This window comes from Aquimarina agarilytica ZC1, assembly GCF_000255455.1.
Taxonomy (GTDB): domain Bacteria; phylum Bacteroidota; class Bacteroidia; order Flavobacteriales; family Flavobacteriaceae; genus Aquimarina; species Aquimarina agarilytica.
The window spans coordinates 1-20,435 of sequence record NZ_JH621262.1; the positions used below are offsets into that span (position 1 = coordinate 1).

12 protein-coding genes and 2 tRNA genes are annotated in these 20,435 nt (G+C 35.7%); 1 reads left to right on the forward strand and 13 read right to left on the reverse strand.

Annotation, left to right across the window (positions count from 1 at the left end; translation table 11 throughout):
- The coding region (locus tag KQA_RS18855; protein ID WP_010180894.1) for a Calx-beta domain-containing protein at positions 1-4,876 on the reverse strand (4,876 nt) is incomplete at its 3' end.
- Positions 4,877-5,103: 227 nt separating this feature from the next.
- Here KQA_RS18855 and KQA_RS0210530 point away from each other — a divergent pair.
- Positions 5,104-6,702, forward strand: a complete 1,599-nt coding sequence (locus tag KQA_RS0210530) for a peptide chain release factor 3 (protein ID WP_010180896.1) — start codon at positions 5,104-5,106, stop codon at positions 6,700-6,702.
- A gap of 301 nt (positions 6,703-7,003) precedes the next feature.
- Here the strand turns inward: KQA_RS0210530 and KQA_RS0210535 are convergent, their stop codons facing one another.
- From KQA_RS0210535 to KQA_RS0210590, 12 genes are all read right to left on the reverse strand, one after another.
- Positions 7,004-7,318 carry a DUF3467 domain-containing protein gene (locus tag KQA_RS0210535; RefSeq protein ID WP_010180898.1) on the reverse strand — a complete coding sequence of 105 codons (315 nt, stop codon included), beginning with the start codon at positions 7,316-7,318 and terminating at the stop codon, positions 7,004-7,006.
- A gap of 11 nt (positions 7,319-7,329) precedes the next feature.
- Positions 7,330-11,634 carry a DNA-directed RNA polymerase subunit beta' gene (rpoC, locus tag KQA_RS0210540; RefSeq protein WP_010180900.1) on the reverse strand — a complete coding sequence of 1,435 codons (4,305 nt, stop codon included), beginning with the start codon at positions 11,632-11,634 and terminating at the stop codon, positions 7,330-7,332.
- Between the two features lie 80 nt (positions 11,635-11,714).
- On the reverse strand, positions 11,715-15,527 hold the full coding sequence (rpoB, locus tag KQA_RS0210545; protein WP_010180902.1) for a DNA-directed RNA polymerase subunit beta: 3,813 nt from the start codon (positions 15,525-15,527) through the stop codon (positions 11,715-11,717).
- 290 nt (positions 15,528-15,817) lie between these two features.
- Positions 15,818-16,195, reverse strand: a complete 378-nt coding sequence (rplL, locus tag KQA_RS0210550; protein ID WP_010180904.1) for a 50S ribosomal protein L7/L12 — start codon at positions 16,193-16,195, stop codon at positions 15,818-15,820.
- Positions 16,196-16,256: 61 nt separating this feature from the next.
- Entirely contained in the window at positions 16,257-16,772 is a 516-nt protein-coding gene (gene rplJ, locus KQA_RS0210555; protein ID WP_010180906.1) for a 50S ribosomal protein L10, read from the reverse strand.
- Positions 16,773-16,787: 15 nt separating this feature from the next.
- Positions 16,788-17,483, reverse strand: a complete 696-nt coding sequence (rplA, locus tag KQA_RS0210560) for a 50S ribosomal protein L1 (RefSeq protein ID WP_010180908.1) — start codon at positions 17,481-17,483, stop codon at positions 16,788-16,790.
- Positions 17,484-17,501: 18 nt separating this feature from the next.
- Positions 17,502-17,939, reverse strand: a complete 438-nt coding sequence (gene rplK / locus KQA_RS0210565; protein ID WP_010180910.1) for a 50S ribosomal protein L11 — start codon at positions 17,937-17,939, stop codon at positions 17,502-17,504.
- An 82-nt stretch (positions 17,940-18,021) separates the two neighbouring features.
- Positions 18,022-18,573: a transcription termination/antitermination protein NusG gene (nusG, locus tag KQA_RS0210570; RefSeq protein ID WP_010180912.1), complete on the reverse strand. Its 552-nt coding sequence runs from the start codon at positions 18,571-18,573 to the stop codon at positions 18,022-18,024.
- 8 nt (positions 18,574-18,581) lie between these two features.
- Positions 18,582-18,779 (reverse strand): preprotein translocase subunit SecE, encoded by a 198-nt coding sequence (gene secE, locus KQA_RS0210575; RefSeq protein WP_010180914.1) that lies wholly within the window; start codon positions 18,777-18,779, stop codon positions 18,582-18,584.
- A 15-nt stretch (positions 18,780-18,794) separates the two neighbouring features.
- Positions 18,795-18,867, reverse strand: a tRNA-Trp gene (locus KQA_RS0210580).
- A 126-nt stretch (positions 18,868-18,993) separates the two neighbouring features.
- Positions 18,994-20,181 carry an elongation factor Tu gene (gene tuf, locus KQA_RS0210585; RefSeq protein WP_010180916.1) on the reverse strand — a complete coding sequence of 396 codons (1,188 nt, stop codon included), beginning with the start codon at positions 20,179-20,181 and terminating at the stop codon, positions 18,994-18,996.
- Positions 20,182-20,242: 61 nt separating this feature from the next.
- Positions 20,243-20,314: transfer RNA gene (locus KQA_RS0210590), tRNA-Thr, on the reverse strand.
- Positions 20,315-20,435 lie beyond the last annotated feature (121 nt).

Sequence of the window (20,435 nt, forward strand, 5' to 3'; positions counted from 1 at the left end):
CATCATGTACATAACTAAACGTACCGTCGGTATTTACAGTTACTGTTCCGTTGGTTGGATTGGTCCCGATCACTACATCGCCTGTTGGCACACCATCTTCGGAATCCGTATCATTCGCTTGTAAAGTTGTTGCTCCACTATCCAATACGGTTTGTGTTCCCCCTTCCGCTACTGTGATCGCATCTGGATTTCCTACGGGAGCATCATTAACATCTAAATCTGCATCTCTTGTTTCTCTAAAACAAACATTATTGGCATGCGTAATAATTACTGTATAGGTATTCCCATTTAAACCTGTAACATTAGAAATATTTAAAGTCGCTGTATCTGTACCACTATACACTCCAGTATCTGAAAGGTCTCCTCCATTTTCCTGCCACTGATATTGCAATCCAGATGAAGCATCAACAGCGGGTGGAATTGTATAATTAGGAACACCTGCTGCAAATGTTGTTGTATTTATAGCATTAGCTACAACAGTAAAACTTGCAATTTCGCCTGCGTTAGCATTTACATTTGATGGCGCAGTAATAACACTTGCTTGTGTTGCTATGATTTCATTTCCGGTTGCTCCATTATAACTCGTCGCTAAAATAACATCAGCAGTAGTTACTTGCCCCTGATTATTGAAACCATCCCCATCAAGAACTCCATCATTATCTGCATCAATACCTCCAGATTCAACAATATCATTACAAGTATCATTATCAGAATCTAAATCAATAGTGTTTGGTAGATTATCTCCATCACTATCTGTAGGTGTACAAAAGAATATATCACCAATATAAATTACAGAACCAATCTGTGGAAGTCCACTCAATCTAACATCAGTATCAGGCACATCATAAAATCCATCTATATCTAAAAATCCAGTTCTTATTGTAATGCTTTCTATTAATTGTTGTCCAAAATCAAAATTAACTGTTGAATCTGGAGCCACATTATTTAAGCCACCACCAGTATACACTCTTTCTCCAGGAAAAGGATTGTTTACAGAAGCCGTGTCATAAAAAATCCAAGTTGGCGTTACTCCTGAAACAGAAGATGCTACCGGAAAAACAGTTCTTCCTTCTATATCTTGACCTGAAATAATAATAAAATCCGAAACATCTAGATCTCCAATAGAGAAATTAACATTAGCCACAGGAACATCAGCGGCTATATTAATAGTTGCAATGGAATTACTCGCATTATTAAATAGATTATCTATTCTAGATTCAAAAACAACTTGATCACCAGATGCATCTCCTTTAATTTCACGTACAGCCTCAACTGAAAGTGCTCTTGGATTACCTGTTCTATTATTAGCAGTAGTTACCGTAAAACTTACTCCATTAGCCAATTGCGTAAATGAATTAGTTATAGAAGGTACCTGCTCCCAATCCAAAACATTATCCGCAGAAGCACAAGCAGCTCCTAATTCTACTGTATCTAATATCCCATCATTGTCATCATCCACATCCACAATATCAGCCACACCATCATTATCAACATCTGTATTATCAGTAATTACTCCTATTGCCTCACTATCAATAATTGCTCCCTCGGTTGTACTTATTAAATTTACTATAATATTTTCATCAGATTCACTAACTGTATCTAATGTGGTAATAACTGGTATAATAGCCGATGTAACCCCAGCAGGGATTACTAGCGTTCCGTCATTATCTGTGTAATCATTATTCCCCAATGTTGCAGTACCATCGTTAGTTGTATAGACTATAGAAATATCATTTGCACTTGGCTCACTTAATGTTACTAAAAAAGCTAAATCATTCCCTTCTAAGCCAGCTGCATCGCTTATTGATATGCTCGCCTGTTCTGTAAGTGTAGCGTCTCTTGATTCTAAGAAACAAGCATTATCAGTATGAGTTACAATTACCGTATATGTGTTACCACCTAATCCTGTAACATCAGAAATAGCAAGAGTTGCTGAATCAACTCCAGAATACACACCTCCATTAGATAGGTCTGCTCCATTTTCTTGCCACTGGTATTCTAAGTTAGACGAAGAATCAATTGCTGGCGGAATGTTAAAATCTGGCGCACCTCCCACAAAAGTAGTTGTATTTACAGCGTTTACAACAATTTCAAAACTTGCACTGCCTCCTGGAACTACGCTTACATTTGAAGGAGCAGTAACAATGGATGCCTCTGTAGCAATAGTTTCATTACCGTTAACACCATCATAGCCTCCCGTGATTGGGGCTGTACCAGTAACTCTCCCTAGATTATCTACCACTAATGGTAAATCTCCTAAAATCCCATCATTATTAGGATCTACTCCTCCTGATTCTAATACATCATTACAATTATCGTTATCAGAGTCAGCAGTTAAACAATTTGGTACCGCATCCCCATTAGTATCATTAATACCCAATCTATCACTTCCAATAATTATATTATCTATATATAAATTTTCAAATCCACTATCTGTAGCTCCTACCCTAGCCATTAAGGCTAAATGTATTGCTCCTCCTGTATACGTAAATGATGCTCCATAGGTATCCCATGTATTTAAATTCATTACATCTCTCTGTGTACCTGTATTATCAGCTATTGTTCCTCTTGGATTCCATGCTCCAGGTACAACACTATCATTTGGGGCACTAACTCCTGAACCAAAGCTAAAGGTATCATTTCCAAACCAAATAGCTATATTGGTATCATCATCAGATGGCCTGCCTCCTGGATCAGTATTATAATTTCTACCTTCTGAATAATCGAATTGCACATAAATTAAGTCCCCCGTTTGAAATCCAAACGAAGCCATTTCTGTAGCACTATACACAATTCCTAATCCATCATTTTGATTTGTCGATGTTACACTATTAGTTGATGCCTGGATATTTCCAAAAGACACCCCTTCATTAATGTTATACCAAGGACTCCCTCCAGCATTTGCAACAAAATCCGGAGATCTAACACCTATGATTGGTGCTGAAAAAGGAAAATTACTCTCATGATTGCTTGTTGGATTAGCTAATGTTTGGGCAGGAGTATTGATTATCGTAGCTGTTTCAAAACCTTCTCTAACAATAATGCTAACCAGTGTCCCATCCTTTAACCTCCCGAGTGAAGGACATTCTAATTCATCTAAAATTCCATCGTTATCATCATCTACATCAACAAAATCCGCAACTCCATCAACATCACTATCAATATTATCATTTATTGTTCCAATAGCGGATTGACCACCTACATTTATCGTATAAGTATGTGTCGTTTCAACAACAGTATCTAACTCAGAAGTAATATAAATTGAAAATTCACTTACTCCCGCAGGAATAACTAACATATCTCCCGAAGCATTTAATGTCACTCCATTTGTAAAAAGCGGTATAGCATTATAATCTAAAGGAGCTGTTGCCGTCCCATTAACAAGTGAAAAGCTTAGTTCAACAGGCACTGTTGTACTAGCATTCAAAGTTATATCATGGCTCAACACCTCTCCCTCAAACACACTATCATTAGTTACACTTGACACATTTACAGAAACAAAACCATCACTTCCTGCATTTGTTGAACTTCCTAAAACTGCACCATCTGTAATGCTTCTAGGATTCTCCCCTTCCGTTTGAGCAGGGCTTCCTAATGCCGCTACTAAAGCGCTATCCGATAAAGAAATTTCAACATCAACATCCCCCGGCACATTCACAAATGTAGACCATGAACCATCACTTTCTGTAATTGTTGAGTATTCTATTCCTGCTGAATCTGTCACTGTAACACCCACACCTGGAATACCTACTTCACTTCCATCTTGTGATCCATTGGCATTTTCATCTTCATAAACAATACCAGTTACAATAGCTTGATTAGTAACTAACACGCCTAATCCTCCTAACACATCAGCTCCACCAGCATTGGTGTTCCTTGGAAATGTTGTAGGGTCGGTTAAAGTATCAGCTGCGGTAACATCATTACCAAAAAATGAAACACCAAAAAGTTGGTCTCCAACACTCAATCCTAAATCCCTTAACGAAATAAAAGAAACTCCAATATCAGACCCAGCTGTACCACCCACCCTTTCAGGCCTATTTGTTGGATTTGTATTGGGCAAAGTTGCATCATCCCTATCAATCATCCATGACATTGGGAAATTTAAATCTCCATCAACATCAGATGGCCCATCACCCATAGTATCTAACGTTGTCCCATAAGCCGTTGAAGGTATGGTTTGTAATGGAAAATATGCCGTAATATCTCCTACCGCACTTATTGTTCTAATTCCTGCTACTTTTAAAGAACTATTTGCATCTTTTTCACTTATTATAAAACCAATATTATCTAAATCACTAGAAGTTGTAGTTATTATATTTTCATAAATTACATCAACGCGCTCAATGTTATTTGCTGTAGCAGTTACATTTTTAAATAAATCATTAGCCCCCCTATTAATAAAAGGACTAGTTAAAGCTTCGGTCAACGAACAACTAGTCGGATCTGTTTCATCTGCAGCGGTATTTGGATCATCAATTACGCCTGGAAATCCAGCAGCAAAAGTATAATTATCAGTTGTAGTTTGTGCTACTATTCCACAAAGATCTCCAATAGCATTAGCATTGTCGACTCTTACAATTACAGCATCCGTTTTTCTTGAAAGATCCGTTTTATAAAAAACTCCACCTACTGTAACCCCTTCAATTTGAAGACCGGCCCCTTGTCCCCATGTGTATGTTTGCACATTGGGTACAGGTGTTGTTCCGTTTTCACCTGTTACTGTATACGAATTTGTGTTTGTTGGCGTTATGTTACTTAGCCTTACTGATTCGACTGCAGATTGCCCTAAAATAGACAATGAAATAGAAGAAAATAATATAAATAATGGTAATCTTAATTTTAAATTACTTTTAATAATAGTAAAAATCTCCATATAACTTCAATTTGCTGTGTATCAATCACTTAAGAAAAAAAAGTGAAATAACCTAATTTTTTACAAAGAAATAGTAAAAAATATTGTTAAATCTAAAAATTGTTACAGCCGCTATTTATTTTCGACAAAAAACATAAATATTCGTTTAAATACATAAAAAATATAAAATAAAGTTGGTTTACAATAAATTAACACCCAATTTTGCCACATATTATATATGATATCGTATGAAATTATCCTTTGAAGAAGAAATAAAGAGAAGACGAACCTTTGGTATTGTTTCTCACCCAGATGCAGGAAAAACTACACTTACTGAAAAACTATTACTTTTTGGTGGAGCCATCCAAGAAGCAGGAGCTGTAAAATCAAATAAAATCAAAAAAGGAGCTACTAGTGACTTTATGGAAATTGAAAGACAACGTGGAATATCCGTTGCTACATCCGTATTAGCTTTTGAATATAAAAACATAAAAATCAACATATTAGATACTCCCGGGCATAAGGATTTTGCCGAGGACACATTTCGAACACTTACCGCTGTAGATAGTGTTATTGTAGTTATTGATGTTGCAAAAGGAGTTGAGGAACAAACAGAAAAATTAGTATCTGTTTGTAGAATGCGTAAAATCCCAATGATTGTATTCATTAACAAAATGGATAGGGAAGGAAAAGACGCCTTTGACTTACTAGATGAAGTTGAACAAAAACTTGGATTGCGTGTAACCCCTTTAAGTTTTCCCATAGGAATGGGATATGACTTTAAAGGAATTTACAATATCTGGGAAAAAAACATTAATCTATTTAGTGACGAATCTTCCAAAAACATTCTAGATACTACTGAAATAGAAGATCTTGAAAGTGAGCAACTAGACCAATTAGTTGGAGAAAAAAGTGCAAATACCTTACGAGAAGAAATTGAATTAACATCAGGTATTTATCCTGAGTTTAATAAAGAAGAATATCAAAATGGCGATTTACAACCGGTATTTTTCGGTTCCGCTTTGAATAACTTTGGTGTGAGAGAATTACTAGATTGCTTTGTTGATATTGCTCCAATGCCTAGACCAAAAGAAAGTGATGTAAGAGAAGTTTTTCCAACAGAAAAAAAATTCACAGGTTTTGTATTTAAAATACATGCCAATATGGATCCAAAACATCGTGACCGTTTAGCCTTTATTAAAATTGTTTCAGGTACATTTGAACGTAACACTCCATATTTACATACTAGACTTGGAAAAAAATTAAAATTTTCAAGTCCAAATGCTTTTTTTGCTGAAAAAAAAGAAATTGTCGATATCTCATTTCCTGGTGACATCGTAGGTTTACATGATACTGGTAACTTTAAAATTGGAGACACACTTACAGCTGGTGAACAGATGAATTACAAAGGTATTCCAAGTTTTTCTCCAGAGCATTTTAGATATATAAACAATGCTGACCCAATGAAATCCAAACAATTAGCAAAAGGAATTGATCAATTAATGGATGAAGGTGTTGCTCAATTATTTACACTTGACTTAAATGGAAGAAAGGTAATTGGTACCGTTGGCGCACTACAATACGAAGTAATCCAATATAGGTTGGAGCATGAATATGGAGCTAAATGTAGCTATGAAAATTTAAATGTTCACAAAGCCTGTTGGATACAAGCGGAAGATGAAAAAAGTGAAGAATTCAAGGAATTTAAGCGTGTAAAAAGCAAATTTTTAGCCAAAGACAAAAGAGATCAATTGGTATTTTTAGCCGATTCTCATTTTAGCTTACAAATGACACAGGATAAATACAAAGGCTTAAAATTTCACTTTACATCAGAATTCGACAATTAAACTATTTTAATAAAACATCAATATGACACTAATTTAAGCCTTAAAATTAAATTTATTACCCTAGGCATAAAAATTAAAAAAAAACCTCTTTAAAAGTTATTTTTAAAGAGGTTTTTTTGTTTTACAATAAACAAAAACAATCAAAATAAAAATGTAATAATAAAAAATTATTCAAAATTATTTTTTTGATTTCCCAAATAACATTTTATTCTAAGTCTATTTTATTACGAAAAAAGAATACTTACAAAAAAACCTCTTGAAAATTTTCAAGAGGTTTTATTATTTATGGACTATAATAACTTTATGCTTGTCCAGTTGGCCCAAAATTTAAAGGTATTGAAGCCTTTTCATAATCTTTAATTTCACCATGTTCATGTTCAAAACGCTTTACATTATCATTCAATGCTTTTACTAAACGTTTAGCATGTTGAGGCGTTAAAATTATTCTGCTTTTAACTTTACTTTTTGGATTACCAGGCATCACATTTATAAAATCGACTACAAATTCAGATAGTGAATGATTTATTATTGCTAGGTTACTATAAATACCCTCGGCAATCTTTTCATCAATCTCTATATTGATACTTTGCGCATTGTCTTTTTTGTTTTCAGCCATTATTTATCTAATTAATTAAAATTTAATTGTTCAGATTCCTTACTTGTACGCTTTTCTAATTCTTCTTTTGAACCAACAATTATAGAATCATAATGACGCATACCAGTTCCTGCTGGAATCTTGTGACCAACAATTACATTTTCTTTTAATCCTTCAAGGTAATCTTCCTTACCGCTAACTGCTGCCTCATTCAGTACTTTTGTTGTTTCCTGGAACGATGCTGCCGAAATAAATGATTTCGTTTGTAACGATGCTCTAGTAATACCTTGTAAAATTGGTGTAGCCGTTGCTGGAGTAGCATCACGTGCTACAACTAATTGCTTATCCTCACGACGTAAAATAGAATTTTCATCTCTTAACTGACGTGGAGTAACAATTTGACCTGCTTTTAAGTTCTCACTATCTCCTGCTTCTTCAACAACTTTTTTACCAAAAATTTCATCATTTTCTTCGATAAAATCAATTTTATGCACTAATTGATTTTCAAGGAAAATAGTATCACCCGGATCTTTGATTTGAACCTTACGCATCATCTGACGTACTACTACCTCAAAGTGCTTATCGTTTATCTTCACCCCTTGTAAACGGTAAACTTCCTGTACTTCATTTACTAAGTACTGTTGTACTGCTGATGGCCCTTTAATTTTAAGAATATCAACTGGTGAAATTGCTCCGTCCGATAATGGCATTCCCGCACGCACAAAGTCATTCTCTTGTACCAGAATTTGATTAGATAATTTAACCAAATACTTTTTAATATCCCCTAAACGAGATTCAACAATAATTTCACGGTTACCACGCTTAATTTTACCAAATGAAACTACACCATCAATTTCAGATACTATCGCTGGGTTAGATGGGTTACGCGCTTCAAATAATTCCGTTACACGAGGAAGACCCCCAGTAATATCACCCGCTTTAGATGATTTACGAGGAATTTTAACTAAAATTTTACCTTCCTTAATTTTGTCACCATCTTCAATCATCAAGTGAGCTCCTACAGGTAGGTTATATGAACGTAATACTTCATCACCTTTACCCATTATAATTAAAGTAGGAATCTTTTTCTTATCCCTAGATTCAGAAATTACCTTTTCTTGGAAACCAGTTTGTTCATCAATTTCTACTTGATAAGTAATCCCTTGCTCTATGTTTTCATATTTAATTCTTCCTGCAAATTCAGAAATAATTACCCCGTTATAAGGATCCCAAGAACAAATTACATCATCTTTAGCTATAGTATCTCCTGTTTTCGCAAACAATTCTGAACCATAAGGAATTAGATTTGTACTTAAAACAATCTTAGTTTTTGGATCAACAATCTTAACTTCCGAAGTACGAGAAATTACAACATCAATTTCTTTTCCTTCGTTATTTTCACTTTTTACTGTTTTTAATTCTTCAATTTCAACAGTACCAGGGAAACGTGCTTTTAAACTATTATCTTCAGAAATGTTACCTGCAATACCTCCCACGTGGAATGTACGTAAGGTAAGCTGTGTTCCTGGCTCACCAATAGACTGAGCAGCAACAACACCAACGGCTTCACCTAACTGAACTGTTTTATTTGTGGCTAAATTTCGACCATAACATTTTTTACAAATACCTTTTTTGGCTTCACATGTTAATGCCGAACGCACTTCAACAGTTTCAATTGGAGCAGCAGTAATTAATTCCACTTGCACATCATTAATTTCAGCTCCTGCTTCAACTAATACTTCTTGAGTTAATGGGTTTATTACATCATTTAAAGCCGTACGTCCTAGAATACGTGCGCCTAATGATTCTATAATTTCTTCATTCTTTTTTAACGGAGCCACTTCAACTCCTCTCAATGTACCACAATCAGTCTGATTAATAATTACATCCTGAGAAACATCAACCAAACGACGTGTTAAGTATCCAGCATCGGCAGTTTTTAATGCCGTATCTGCAAGACCTTTACGCGCACCGTGAGTAGAAATAAAGTACTCAAGAATTGAAAGACCTTCTTTAAAGTTCGAAATAATCGGGTTTTCAATAATAGCTCCACCTCCATCTGCAGATTTCTTAGGTTTTGCCATTAATCCACGCATACCAGTCAGCTGACGAATTTGCTCTTTAGATCCACGCGCTCCAGAATCAAGCATCATAAATACCGAGTTAAATCCTTGCTGATCTTCACTAATACGTTTCATAGACAACTCAGTTAACTGAGAGTTTGTCGATGTCCAGATATCAATTACCTGATTATAACGTTCATTATTTGTAATAAGACCCATATTATAGTTTCCTATAATACCATCAACTTGATTATTAGCTTCATCAATCATCCCTTGTTTTTCCGCAGGAATAATGATATCCCCTAAACTAAATGAAAGACCACCTCTAAATGCAAATCCATAACCTAAACCTTTAATTTCATCAAGGAAATCAGCTGTTTCTGGAACAGAAGTTACTTTTAGAATATCTCCAATAATATCTCGTAAAGCCTTTTTAGTCAATACTTGGTTAATATAACCTGCTGCTGCTGGTACTTTTTCATTAAAAAGTACTCTACCAGTAGTAGTTTCAATAATTTGAGGCACTAATTCTCCAGCATCATTAAAATCCATCGTACGGATTTTGATTATAGCATTAATGTCTAATTTCTTTTCATTATAGGCTATAGTTACTTCTTCTGCAGAATAAAATGTTAATCCCTCTCCTTTAATTTCTAACTCTGGAGTCGATCTACGAGCTTTAGTCATATAGTAAAGCCCCAAGACCATATCCTGAGATGGTACCGTTACCGGAGAACCATTAGCTGGGTTCAAAATATTATGCGATGCTAGCATTAATAACTGAGCCTCTAAAATAGCCTCAGGTCCTAATGGTAAATGCACTGCCATTTGATCCCCATCAAAATCGGCGTTAAATGCCGTACATACTAATGGGTGTAATTGAATTGCTTTTCCTTCAATCAATTTAGGCTGGAATGCTTGTATCCCTAAACGGTGAAGCGTAGGAGCACGGTTTAGTAATACAGGATGTCCTTTTAGTACATTTTCTAAAATATCCCATACTACTGGCTCTTTACGATCTATAATCTTTTTAGCAGATTTTACCGTTTTAACAATACCACGCTCAATAAGCTTTCTGATAACAAAAGGCTTATACAATTCAGCAGCCATATTTTTTGGTAAACCACACTCAAATAATTTTAATTCCGGTCCAACAACAATTACCGAACGTGCTGAATAATCCACACGTTTACCTAATAAGTTTTGACGGAAACGCCCTTGCTTTCCTTTTAACGAATCTGAAAGAGACTTTAATGGTCTGTTACTTTCCGTTTTAACCGCAGATGATTTACGTGTGTTATCAAACAATGAATCCACAGATTCTTGAAGCATACGTTTTTCATTACGCAAAATTACTTCAGGAGCCTTAATCTCAACTAAACGTTTTAAACGATTGTTTCGAATAATAACTCTTCGGTATAAATCATTTAAATCTGAAGTTGCAAAACGACCTCCATCCAATGGCACTAATGGACGTAATTCTGGTGGGATCACCGGAATTACTTTCATAATCATCCATTCTGGGTTGTTTTCTCTATTTTTATTAGCATCACGTAAAGCTTCTACAACTTGTAAACGCTTTAAAGCTTCCGCTTTACGTTGCTTAGATGTTTCATTATTTGCTTTATGACGCAATTCATATGAAAGATCATCTAAATCAATACGTTTTAGTATTTCTATTAAACATTCTGCACCCATTTTTGCAATAAACTTATCTGGGTCAGAATCATCTAAATATAAATTTTCCTGAGGTACGCTATCTAAAATATTTAAGTATTCTTCTTCAGTAAGGAAATCCATCTTTTGAACTGGTTCTCCTTCTTCATTTTTAGCAATACCAGGTTGAATTACTACGTAACGCTCGTAGTAAATTATCATGTCTAATTTCTTAGAAGGCAAACCTAATAAATAACCAATTTTATTTGGTAACGAACGGAAATACCAAATGTGTGCTACAGGTACCACAAGGTTAATATGACCAACTCGATCTCTACGCACCTTTTTCTCTGTCACCTCTACACCACAACGGTCACAAACAATACCTTTATAACGGATACGTTTGTATTTACCACATGCACACTCATAATCCTTTACAGGACCAAAGATACGCTCACAAAACAAACCATCACGCTCAGGCTTGTGTGTACGGTAATTTATAGTTTCTGGTTTAAGCACTTCACCATGTGAAGCCTCCAAAATAGATTCTGGAGAAGCTAAACCGATTGAGATTTTATTAAATCTCTTTACTTGATTCTTATCATTATTTCTAGCCATAGTATATGCTACTTAAGAATATTAGTATGTTGAAAATAGCCGCTCGAACAATACGAGCGGCATTTATACGCTTTATTAGGTTATTCTTCTAAACGAATGTCTAAACCAAGACCTTTAAGTTCATGCATTAATACATTGAACGATTCTGGTATTCCTGGTTCTGGCATTGGCTCCCCTTTAACTATACTTTCGTAAGTTTTAGCTCTTCCAATTACATCATCAGATTTTACAGTTAAAATTTCACGTAATGTACTTGATGCACCATATGCTTCAAGTGCCCAAACTTCCATTTCACCAAAACGCTGACCTCCAAACTGAGCTTTACCTCCTAATGGTTGTTGTGTGATTAATGAGTATGGTCCTATTGAACGAGCGTGCATTTTATCATCAACCATGTGACCTAGCTTTAACATGTAGATTACACCTACTGTTGCTGCCTGATCAAAACGTTGCCCTGTTCCTCCGTCATATAAATATGTATGTCCAAATCTTGGAATACCTGCACTATCTGTCAATTCATTAATTTGATCTAATGATGCTCCATCAAAAATTGGTGTAGCATACTTTTGACCTAATTTTTGACCTGCCCAACCTAATACTGTTTCGTAAATTTGACCAATATTCATACGTGAAGGTACCCCTAATGGATTCAACACGATATCAACTGGTGTTCCATCTTCAAGGAATGGCATATCTTCTTGACGAACAATACGAGCAACAATACCTTTGTTACCGTGACGTCCTGCCATTTTATCCCCTACTTTAAGCTTACGCTTTTTAGCTACGTAAATTTTAGCTAGCTTAAGGATACCTGCTGGTAATTCATCCCCAACTGAAATCGTGAACTTTTCTCTACGCAAGTTACCTTGTAGATCGTTTTCTTTGATTTTGTAGTTATGAAGTAAATCAGCTACCATTTCATTTAACTCCTTATCAGTAGTCCATACGCCTTTAGTTAAATGCGAATAATCATCAATACTATTCAACATTTTTAAGGTATACTTTTTACCCTTTGGTAGTACTTCCTCACCTAAATCATTTGAAACCCCTTGCGAAGTTTTACCTCCTACAATAGTGAAAAGCTTATCAATCAATTGATTTTTAAGACTTTCGAATTTTACATCATATTTGGCTTCTAGTTTAGAAATATCTTCCTTATCCTGAGCACGTTTACGCTTATCCTTTACTGCTCTTGAAAATAATTTTTTATCAATTACAACACCATGTAATGATGGAGAAGCTTTTAAAGATGCATCTTTAACATCTCCAGCCTTGTCGCCAAAAATGGCACGTAGTAATTTTTCTTCAGGAGTTGGATCACTTTCTCCTTTTGGAGTAATTTTTCCAATTAATATATCACCAGGCTTAACTTCAGCCCCAACACGGATCATTCCATTTTCATCCAAGTCTTTGGTAGCCTCTTCTGATACATTTGGAATATCATTTGTTAATTCTTCATTTCCTAGTTTAGTATCTCTTACTTCTAATGAATACTCATCAATATGTATCGAAGTAAATATATCCTCTCTAACTACTTTTTCAGAAATTACAATCGCATCCTCAAAGTTATATCCTTTCCATGGCATAAAGGCCACTTTCATGTTACGTCCTAAAGCAAGCTCCCCAGCTTCGGTTGCATAACCTTGACATAATACTTGTCCTTTAGATACACGATCACCTTCCTTAATAATAGGCTTTAAGTTGATACTTGTTCCTTGATTCGTTTTACGGAACTTAATTAAGTCATACGATTTAGAGTCAGAATCAAAACTAACTAATTGCTCTTCTTCTGTACGATCGTACTTAATAATAATCTTTTCCGCATCAACATACTCAACAACACCTGCTCCTTCTGCATTAATCAATACACGAGAATCGGAAGCCACTTGACGCTCAAGACCCGTTCCAACAATAGGAGAGTCTACTCGTAACAATGGTACTGCCTGACGCATCATGTTTGACCCCATCAATGCACGGTTAGCATCATCATGCTCCAAGAATGGAATTAATGAAGCTGATATTGACGAAATCTGATTTGGAGCAACATCCGTATAGTGAATGTTCATTGGATCTTCCACCGGGAAGTCACCCTCTTCACGGGCAATTACTTTATCTGTAGTAATTTTTCCGTTTTCATCCATTGGAATGTTTGCTTGCGCAATTTTCATTCCTTCTTCTTCTTCTGCACTTAAGTATTTAGGTATAGTTTCTAAATCTACTTGTCCTTCAGTTACCTTACGGTAGGGAGTTTCAATGAATCCCATACTGTTTACTTTAGCATAAACAGAAAGCGAAGATATCAAACCAATGTTTGGTCCTTCTGGAGTTTCAATAGGACATAAACGTCCGTAGTGAGTATAGTGAACATCACGCACCTCGAACCCAGCACGCTCTCTTGATAAACCACCAGGTCCAAGAGCCGATAAACGACGCTTATGTGTAATCTCTGCTAATGGATTGGTTTGATCCATGAACTGAGATAACTGGTTAGTTCCAAAGAACGAATTGATTACCGATGATAATGTCTTAGCGTTAATCAAGTCAATAGGTGTAAATACTTCGTTATCACGAACATTCATTCGCTCACGAATAGTACGCGCCATACGCGCTAAACCTACACCAAATTGTTGTGATAATTGCTCACCAACAGTACGTACACGACGGTTAGATAAGTGATCAATATCATCAATTTCTGCTTTTGAGTTAATTAACTCAATAAGGTATTTTACAATTGTTATGATATCCTCTTTGGTAAGCACTTGCTTATCCATAGCAATATCTAATTGTAATTTTTTATTCATTCTGTAACGACCAACTTCACCTAAGTTATAACGTTGATCAGAAAAGAATAATTTATCAATAATACCACGTGCAGTTTCCTCATCTGGCGGTTCTGCATTACGTAGTTGTCTATAAATATGTTCTACTGCTTCTTTTTCAGAGTTTGTAGGATCCTTTTGAAGTGTATTATGAATAATAGCATAATCTCCTTTTTCATTATCCTCTTTGTGAAGTAAAATTGTTTTTACACCACTCTCTAAAATTTCTTCAATATGATCTTTTTCTAAAATTGTATCACGGTCTAATACAATTTCATTACGCTCAATTGATACTACTTCACCGGTATCTTCATCTACGAAATCCTCATGCCATGTATTTAATACACGTGCAGCTAATTGGCGTCCTAATACTTTTTTAATTCCAGATTTTGAAACCTTTACTTCTTCAGCAAGGTCAAAAATCTCTAATATATCTTTATCACGTTCAAATCCGATAGCACGGAATAACGTGGTTACAGGTAATTTCTTTTTACGATCAATATACGCATACATTACGCTATTAATATCTGTTGCAAATTCAATCCATGATCCTTTGAAAGGAATTACACGGGCAGAATATAATTTGGTACCGTTGGCGTGGAATGACTGTCCAAAGAACACCCCTGGTGAACGGTGTAACTGAGAAACCACTACTCGTTCTGCACCATTTATACAAAACGTACCACTTGGAGTCATATAAGGTATAGTACCTAAATAAACATCCTGTACAATAGTTTCAAAATCCTCATGTTCTGGATCGGTACAATATAATTTTAAACGCGCTTTTAATGGAACACTATACGTCAATCCCCTTTCAATACACTCTTGTAAATCGTAACGTGGAGGATCAACAAAATAATCTAAAAATTCAAGTACGAACTGATTACGTGTGTCCGTGATTGGAAAGTTTTCCATGAAGGTATTATACAATCCTTCATTCCCTCTCTCTTCTGATTTCGTTTCTAATTGAAAGAAATCCTGGAAAGACTTAATTTGAATATCCAATAAATCTGGATAAGCAGGGATGTTCTTTACGGAAGAAAAATTTAATCTTTCAGTTTGCGTTGCTGACATCAATGGATAGAATTAAATTATCAAAATAATTAGTATGTAGGCTACCAAAAATTAAAAGAAAACTACTCACGCAGTTTTGTTTTAAGTTACGATAGTTTTTATTAACACACAAAACACAAAACATAATATTTGCCTTATGTAAAAATATTGAGCGTTATTGCTCGTTATATAGTTAAATAACTCACCTGTTAAATAACAAAATATAAAACCAAAGTTTTATATACACAAAATGGTTTAGACCACTGAGAACAAACTCAGGGTCTAAACCTTTGTGATTTTAATATAAAAGCTTACTTAAGCTCTACTTCAGCACCAGCTTCTTCTAATTGAGCTTTTAATGCTTCTGCTTCGTCTTTTGCAACACCTTCTTTGATGTTACTTGGAGCATCATCAACTAATCCTTTAGCTTCTTTAAGACCTAAACCAGTTAATTCTTTAACCAATTTAACTACTGCTAATTTAGAACCTCCTGCTGCTTTTAATACAACATCAAATTCAGTTTTCTCATCAGCTGCATCACCTCCAGCTGCACCACCACCTGTTGCTACAGCTACTGCTGCTGCTGCTGGCTCAATACCGTACTCTTCCTTAAGGATATCTGCTAATTCGTTTACTTCTTTAACAGTTAAATTTACTAATTGTTCTGCGAAATCTTTTAAATCTGCCATTTTCTACCGTTTTAAATAGTTTTTATATAATATAATAATTGTGCGCACACGCTAGTGTTATCTATTTTTCAGATAACGTTTTAAGGATACCAGCTAACTTACCTCCACTCGACTTAAGAGCAGAAACAACATTTTTAGCAGGAGATTGTAATAATCCAACAATTTCTCCAATAACTTCTTCCTTAGACTTGATATTAACAAGTGTTTCTAAGTTTTCATCACCTACAAAAATTGCTGATTCAACAAACGCTCCTTTTAATACAGGCTTTTCAGATTTCTTACGAAATTCTTTAATCACCTTTGCTGGTCCATTACCAGTTTCAGAAAACATAATCGATGTATTCCCTACCAATGTAGCTGGCAATTCACCAAAATCTTTATCTGAAGCTTCCATTGCCTTTGCAAGCAATGTATTTTTCACTACTGAAAGTGATACGTTAGCTTTAAAACAAGCTCTACGTAAATTTGAAGTCGTCCCTGCATCTAATCCAGAAATATCAGCAATATAAATATTACTGTTTTCAGCCAACTGTGCAGTTAAGTTTTCAATTACTGTTGATTTTTCTTCTCTTGTCATAATCGTTATTCTTAATTACCCAGCAAAAGCCTTAGTATCCAACTGAATTCCAGGACTCATTGTACTTGAAATGTACGCTGATTTTATATATACTCCTTTAGCCGCCTGAGGTTTTAATTTCACTAAAGTACTTACTAGTTCTTTAATATTTCCCTCTAATTTATCAGCATCAAATGATGCCTTACCAACAGCTGCATGTACGATACCAGTTTTATCAACTTTAAAATCGATCTTACCAGCTTTAACATCAGATACTGCCTTAGCAACTTCCATGGTAACTGTACCTGTTTTAGGGTTTGGCATTAAACCACGAGGACCTAACACCCTACCTAAAGGACCTAATTTACCCATTACTGAAGGCATAGTCACAATTACATCAACATCTGTCCAACCGCCTTTAATTTTAGCCAAATACTCATCCAAACCAACAAAATCAGCTCCAGCTGCTTTTGCCTCTTCTTCTTTATCTGGTGTAACTAAAGCAAGTACTTTAACATCCTTACCTGTACCATGTGGTAAAGTAACCACACCACGTACCATTTGATTTGCTTTTCTAGGATCTACATTTAACCTTACTGCTATATCAACAGAAGCATCAAAGTTTACAGTCGACACTTCCTTTACTAAAGAAGCTGCCTCTGCAACCGTATACGCCTTGCTAGCATCTACCTTAGCACGCGTATCTTTTTGTTTTTTTGTCAATTTTGCCATGATTTTCTATTTAAAAGATTAAGATGGCGCATCGCCTTTAACATTAATACCCATTGAACGAGCCGTACCTGCCATCATTCTCATTGCTGACTCGATAGAAAACGCATTCAAATCAGGCATTTTATCTTCTGCGATAACTTTTAACTGATCCCAAGTAACCGTAGCTACTTTTTTTCTATTAGGCTCTCCCGAACCTTTTTTAATTTTTGCTGCTTCCAATATTTGAACTGCTGCAGGAGGAGTTTTAATTACGAAATCAAAAGACTTATCTTTATATACCGTAATTGCCACTGGTAATACTTTACCAGCCTTATCCTGAGTTCTACCATTGAATTGCTTACAGAATTCCATGATATTCACCCCAGCAGCACCCAAAGCAGGTCCAACAGGTGGAGATGGATTTGCCGCCCCACCACGTACTTGTAATTTTACAACCTTACTTACTTCTTTTGCCATTTTTAAAAATAATTATTGAAATTGTATTTTTCCATGTGGAAGCTCAGAAAAACACAACCCCGATATAAAATAAAATAGTTATTTAAACTTTTTCTACTTGCATATAACTTAACTCTAAAGGTGTTTTTCTTCCAAAAATCTTCACCATCACTTCAAGCTTACGCTTTTCTTCATTCACCTTTTCTACAGTTCCATTAAACCCATTAAACGGACCATCAATTACCTTAACAGTCTCACCTTCACTATAAGGTATAGCTATATTATCAACCTTAACAGCCAACTCATCAACCTTACCTAACATTCTATTCACCTCAGATTTTCTTAACGGAACAGGATCCCCTCCTTTTACTTCTCCTAAAAAACCAATCACTCCATTTATAGACTTAATAATATGAGGCACCTCACCTGACAAATTTGCTTCAACCATTATGTAACCTGGAAAATAAACACGTTCCTTATTTATCTTTTTCCCATTACGCACTTGAACCACTTTTTCAGTAGGCACCAAAACTTGATCCACAAAATCATCCAGACCCTGCTGAGAGATTTCGCGTTCAATATAATCTTTTACTTTATTTTCTTGACCACTAACAGCACGTACAACGTACCATTTTTTAATGTTAGAATCAGCCATAACCCGCACTACTGTTTTACTATATTAAAGTACTGCTCGATCACTTTACTAAACACAGTATCAACACCCCAAATAGCTAATGAAAACAAGACAGAAAACACAACAACAATTACTGTTAAACGTTGCGCCTCAGCCCTAGGAGTCCAAGAAACATTATTCTTTAATTCCGAAAAGGATTCTGTTATATAATTTACTATTCCTGCCATATTGCTTAGTATTTGCACGGGTTGCGAGACTCGAACTCACGACACCTGGTTTTGGAGACCAGTGCTCTACCAACTGAGCTAAACCCGTTTATTTTTCACTCCCAAAAAATTCTTATTTTAATGGGTGTGCAAAAATATAAATTTTTATTTAAAAAAAGCAAGGTATTCTAATTTTTTTAGAATACCTGTGCTTTATTTTATTCACATTAATGAATTAGTCAAGGATTTCAGTTACCTGACCAGCCCCTACAGTTCTACCACCTTCACGGATCGCAAAACGAAGACCTACATTCATTGCAATTGTCTGAATCAACTCAACAGTAATAGTTAAGTTATCTCCAGGCATAACCATTTCTACTCCATCAGGCAACGCAATGTTACCAGTTACATCAGTTGTACGAACGTAAAACTGTGGACGGTAGTTATTATGGAATGGAGTATGACGTCCACCTTCTTCTTTTTTAAGGATATAAACCTCTGCTTTAAATTTCTTATGTGGAGTTACAGATCCAGGCTTAGTAATAACCATACCTCTTGAAATCTGTGTTTTCTCAATACCTCTTAATAAGATACCTGCATTATCTCCAGCCTCACCTCTATCAAGAATCTGACGGAACATTTCGATACCCGTAATAGTAGAAGTTAATTTCTCAGCTCCCATACCAATAATCTCAACAGGATCACCAGTGTTAGCAATACCAGTTTCGATACGTCCAGTTGCCACTGTACCACGTCCAGTAATAGAGAATACATCCTCAATCGGCATTAAGAAATCTTTATCAACCTCTCTTAACGGCTCTTCGATATAAGCATCAACCTGCGCCATTAATTCCAACACAGTATCAACCCATTTTTGCTCACCATTAAGCGCTCCTAATGCAGAACCAGCAACTACAGGTGCATTATCACCATCATAGTCATAGAAAGAAAGCAAATCTCTAACTTCCATGTCTACTAATTCCAATAATTCCTCATCATCCACCATGTCAACTTTATTCAAGAAAACAACGATACGAGGAATACCTACCTGACGCCCTAATAGGATATGCTCACGTGTTTGTGGCATTGGCCCATCAGTTGCAGCTACCACAAGAATAGCCCCATCCATTTGCGCAGCTCCAGTTACCATGTTCTTCACATAATCGGCGTGACCTGGACAGTCAACGTGTGCGTAGTGACGGTTAGCAGTCTGATACTCTACGTGAGATGTATTAATTGTAATCCCTCTTTCTTTTTCTTCAGGAGCATTATCGATAGTATCGAAATCTCTAGCTTCAGAAAGACCTGCATCTGCCAATACTTTAGTAATTGCAGCAGTTAAAGTTGTTTTACCGTGATCTACGTGTCCGATAGTACCGATATTCAAGTGTGGTTTCGAACGATCAAAAGTTCCCTTTGCCATAATGAATGTTATTTAATTCTAGTTTTATTTTTAGTAAAAGTAATTTGTTCTACACAATTTGAGCCAATGACGAGATTTGAACTCGTGACCTCTTCCTTACCAAGGAAACGCTCTACCCCTGAGCTACACCGGCCTGATGCAACATGAGTTACTTATATAGACATAGAACCACACTAAGTGCAGTTCTATATCATTGAGCGGGAGACCAGGTTCGAACTGGCGACATTCAGCTTGGAAGGCTGACGCTCTACCAA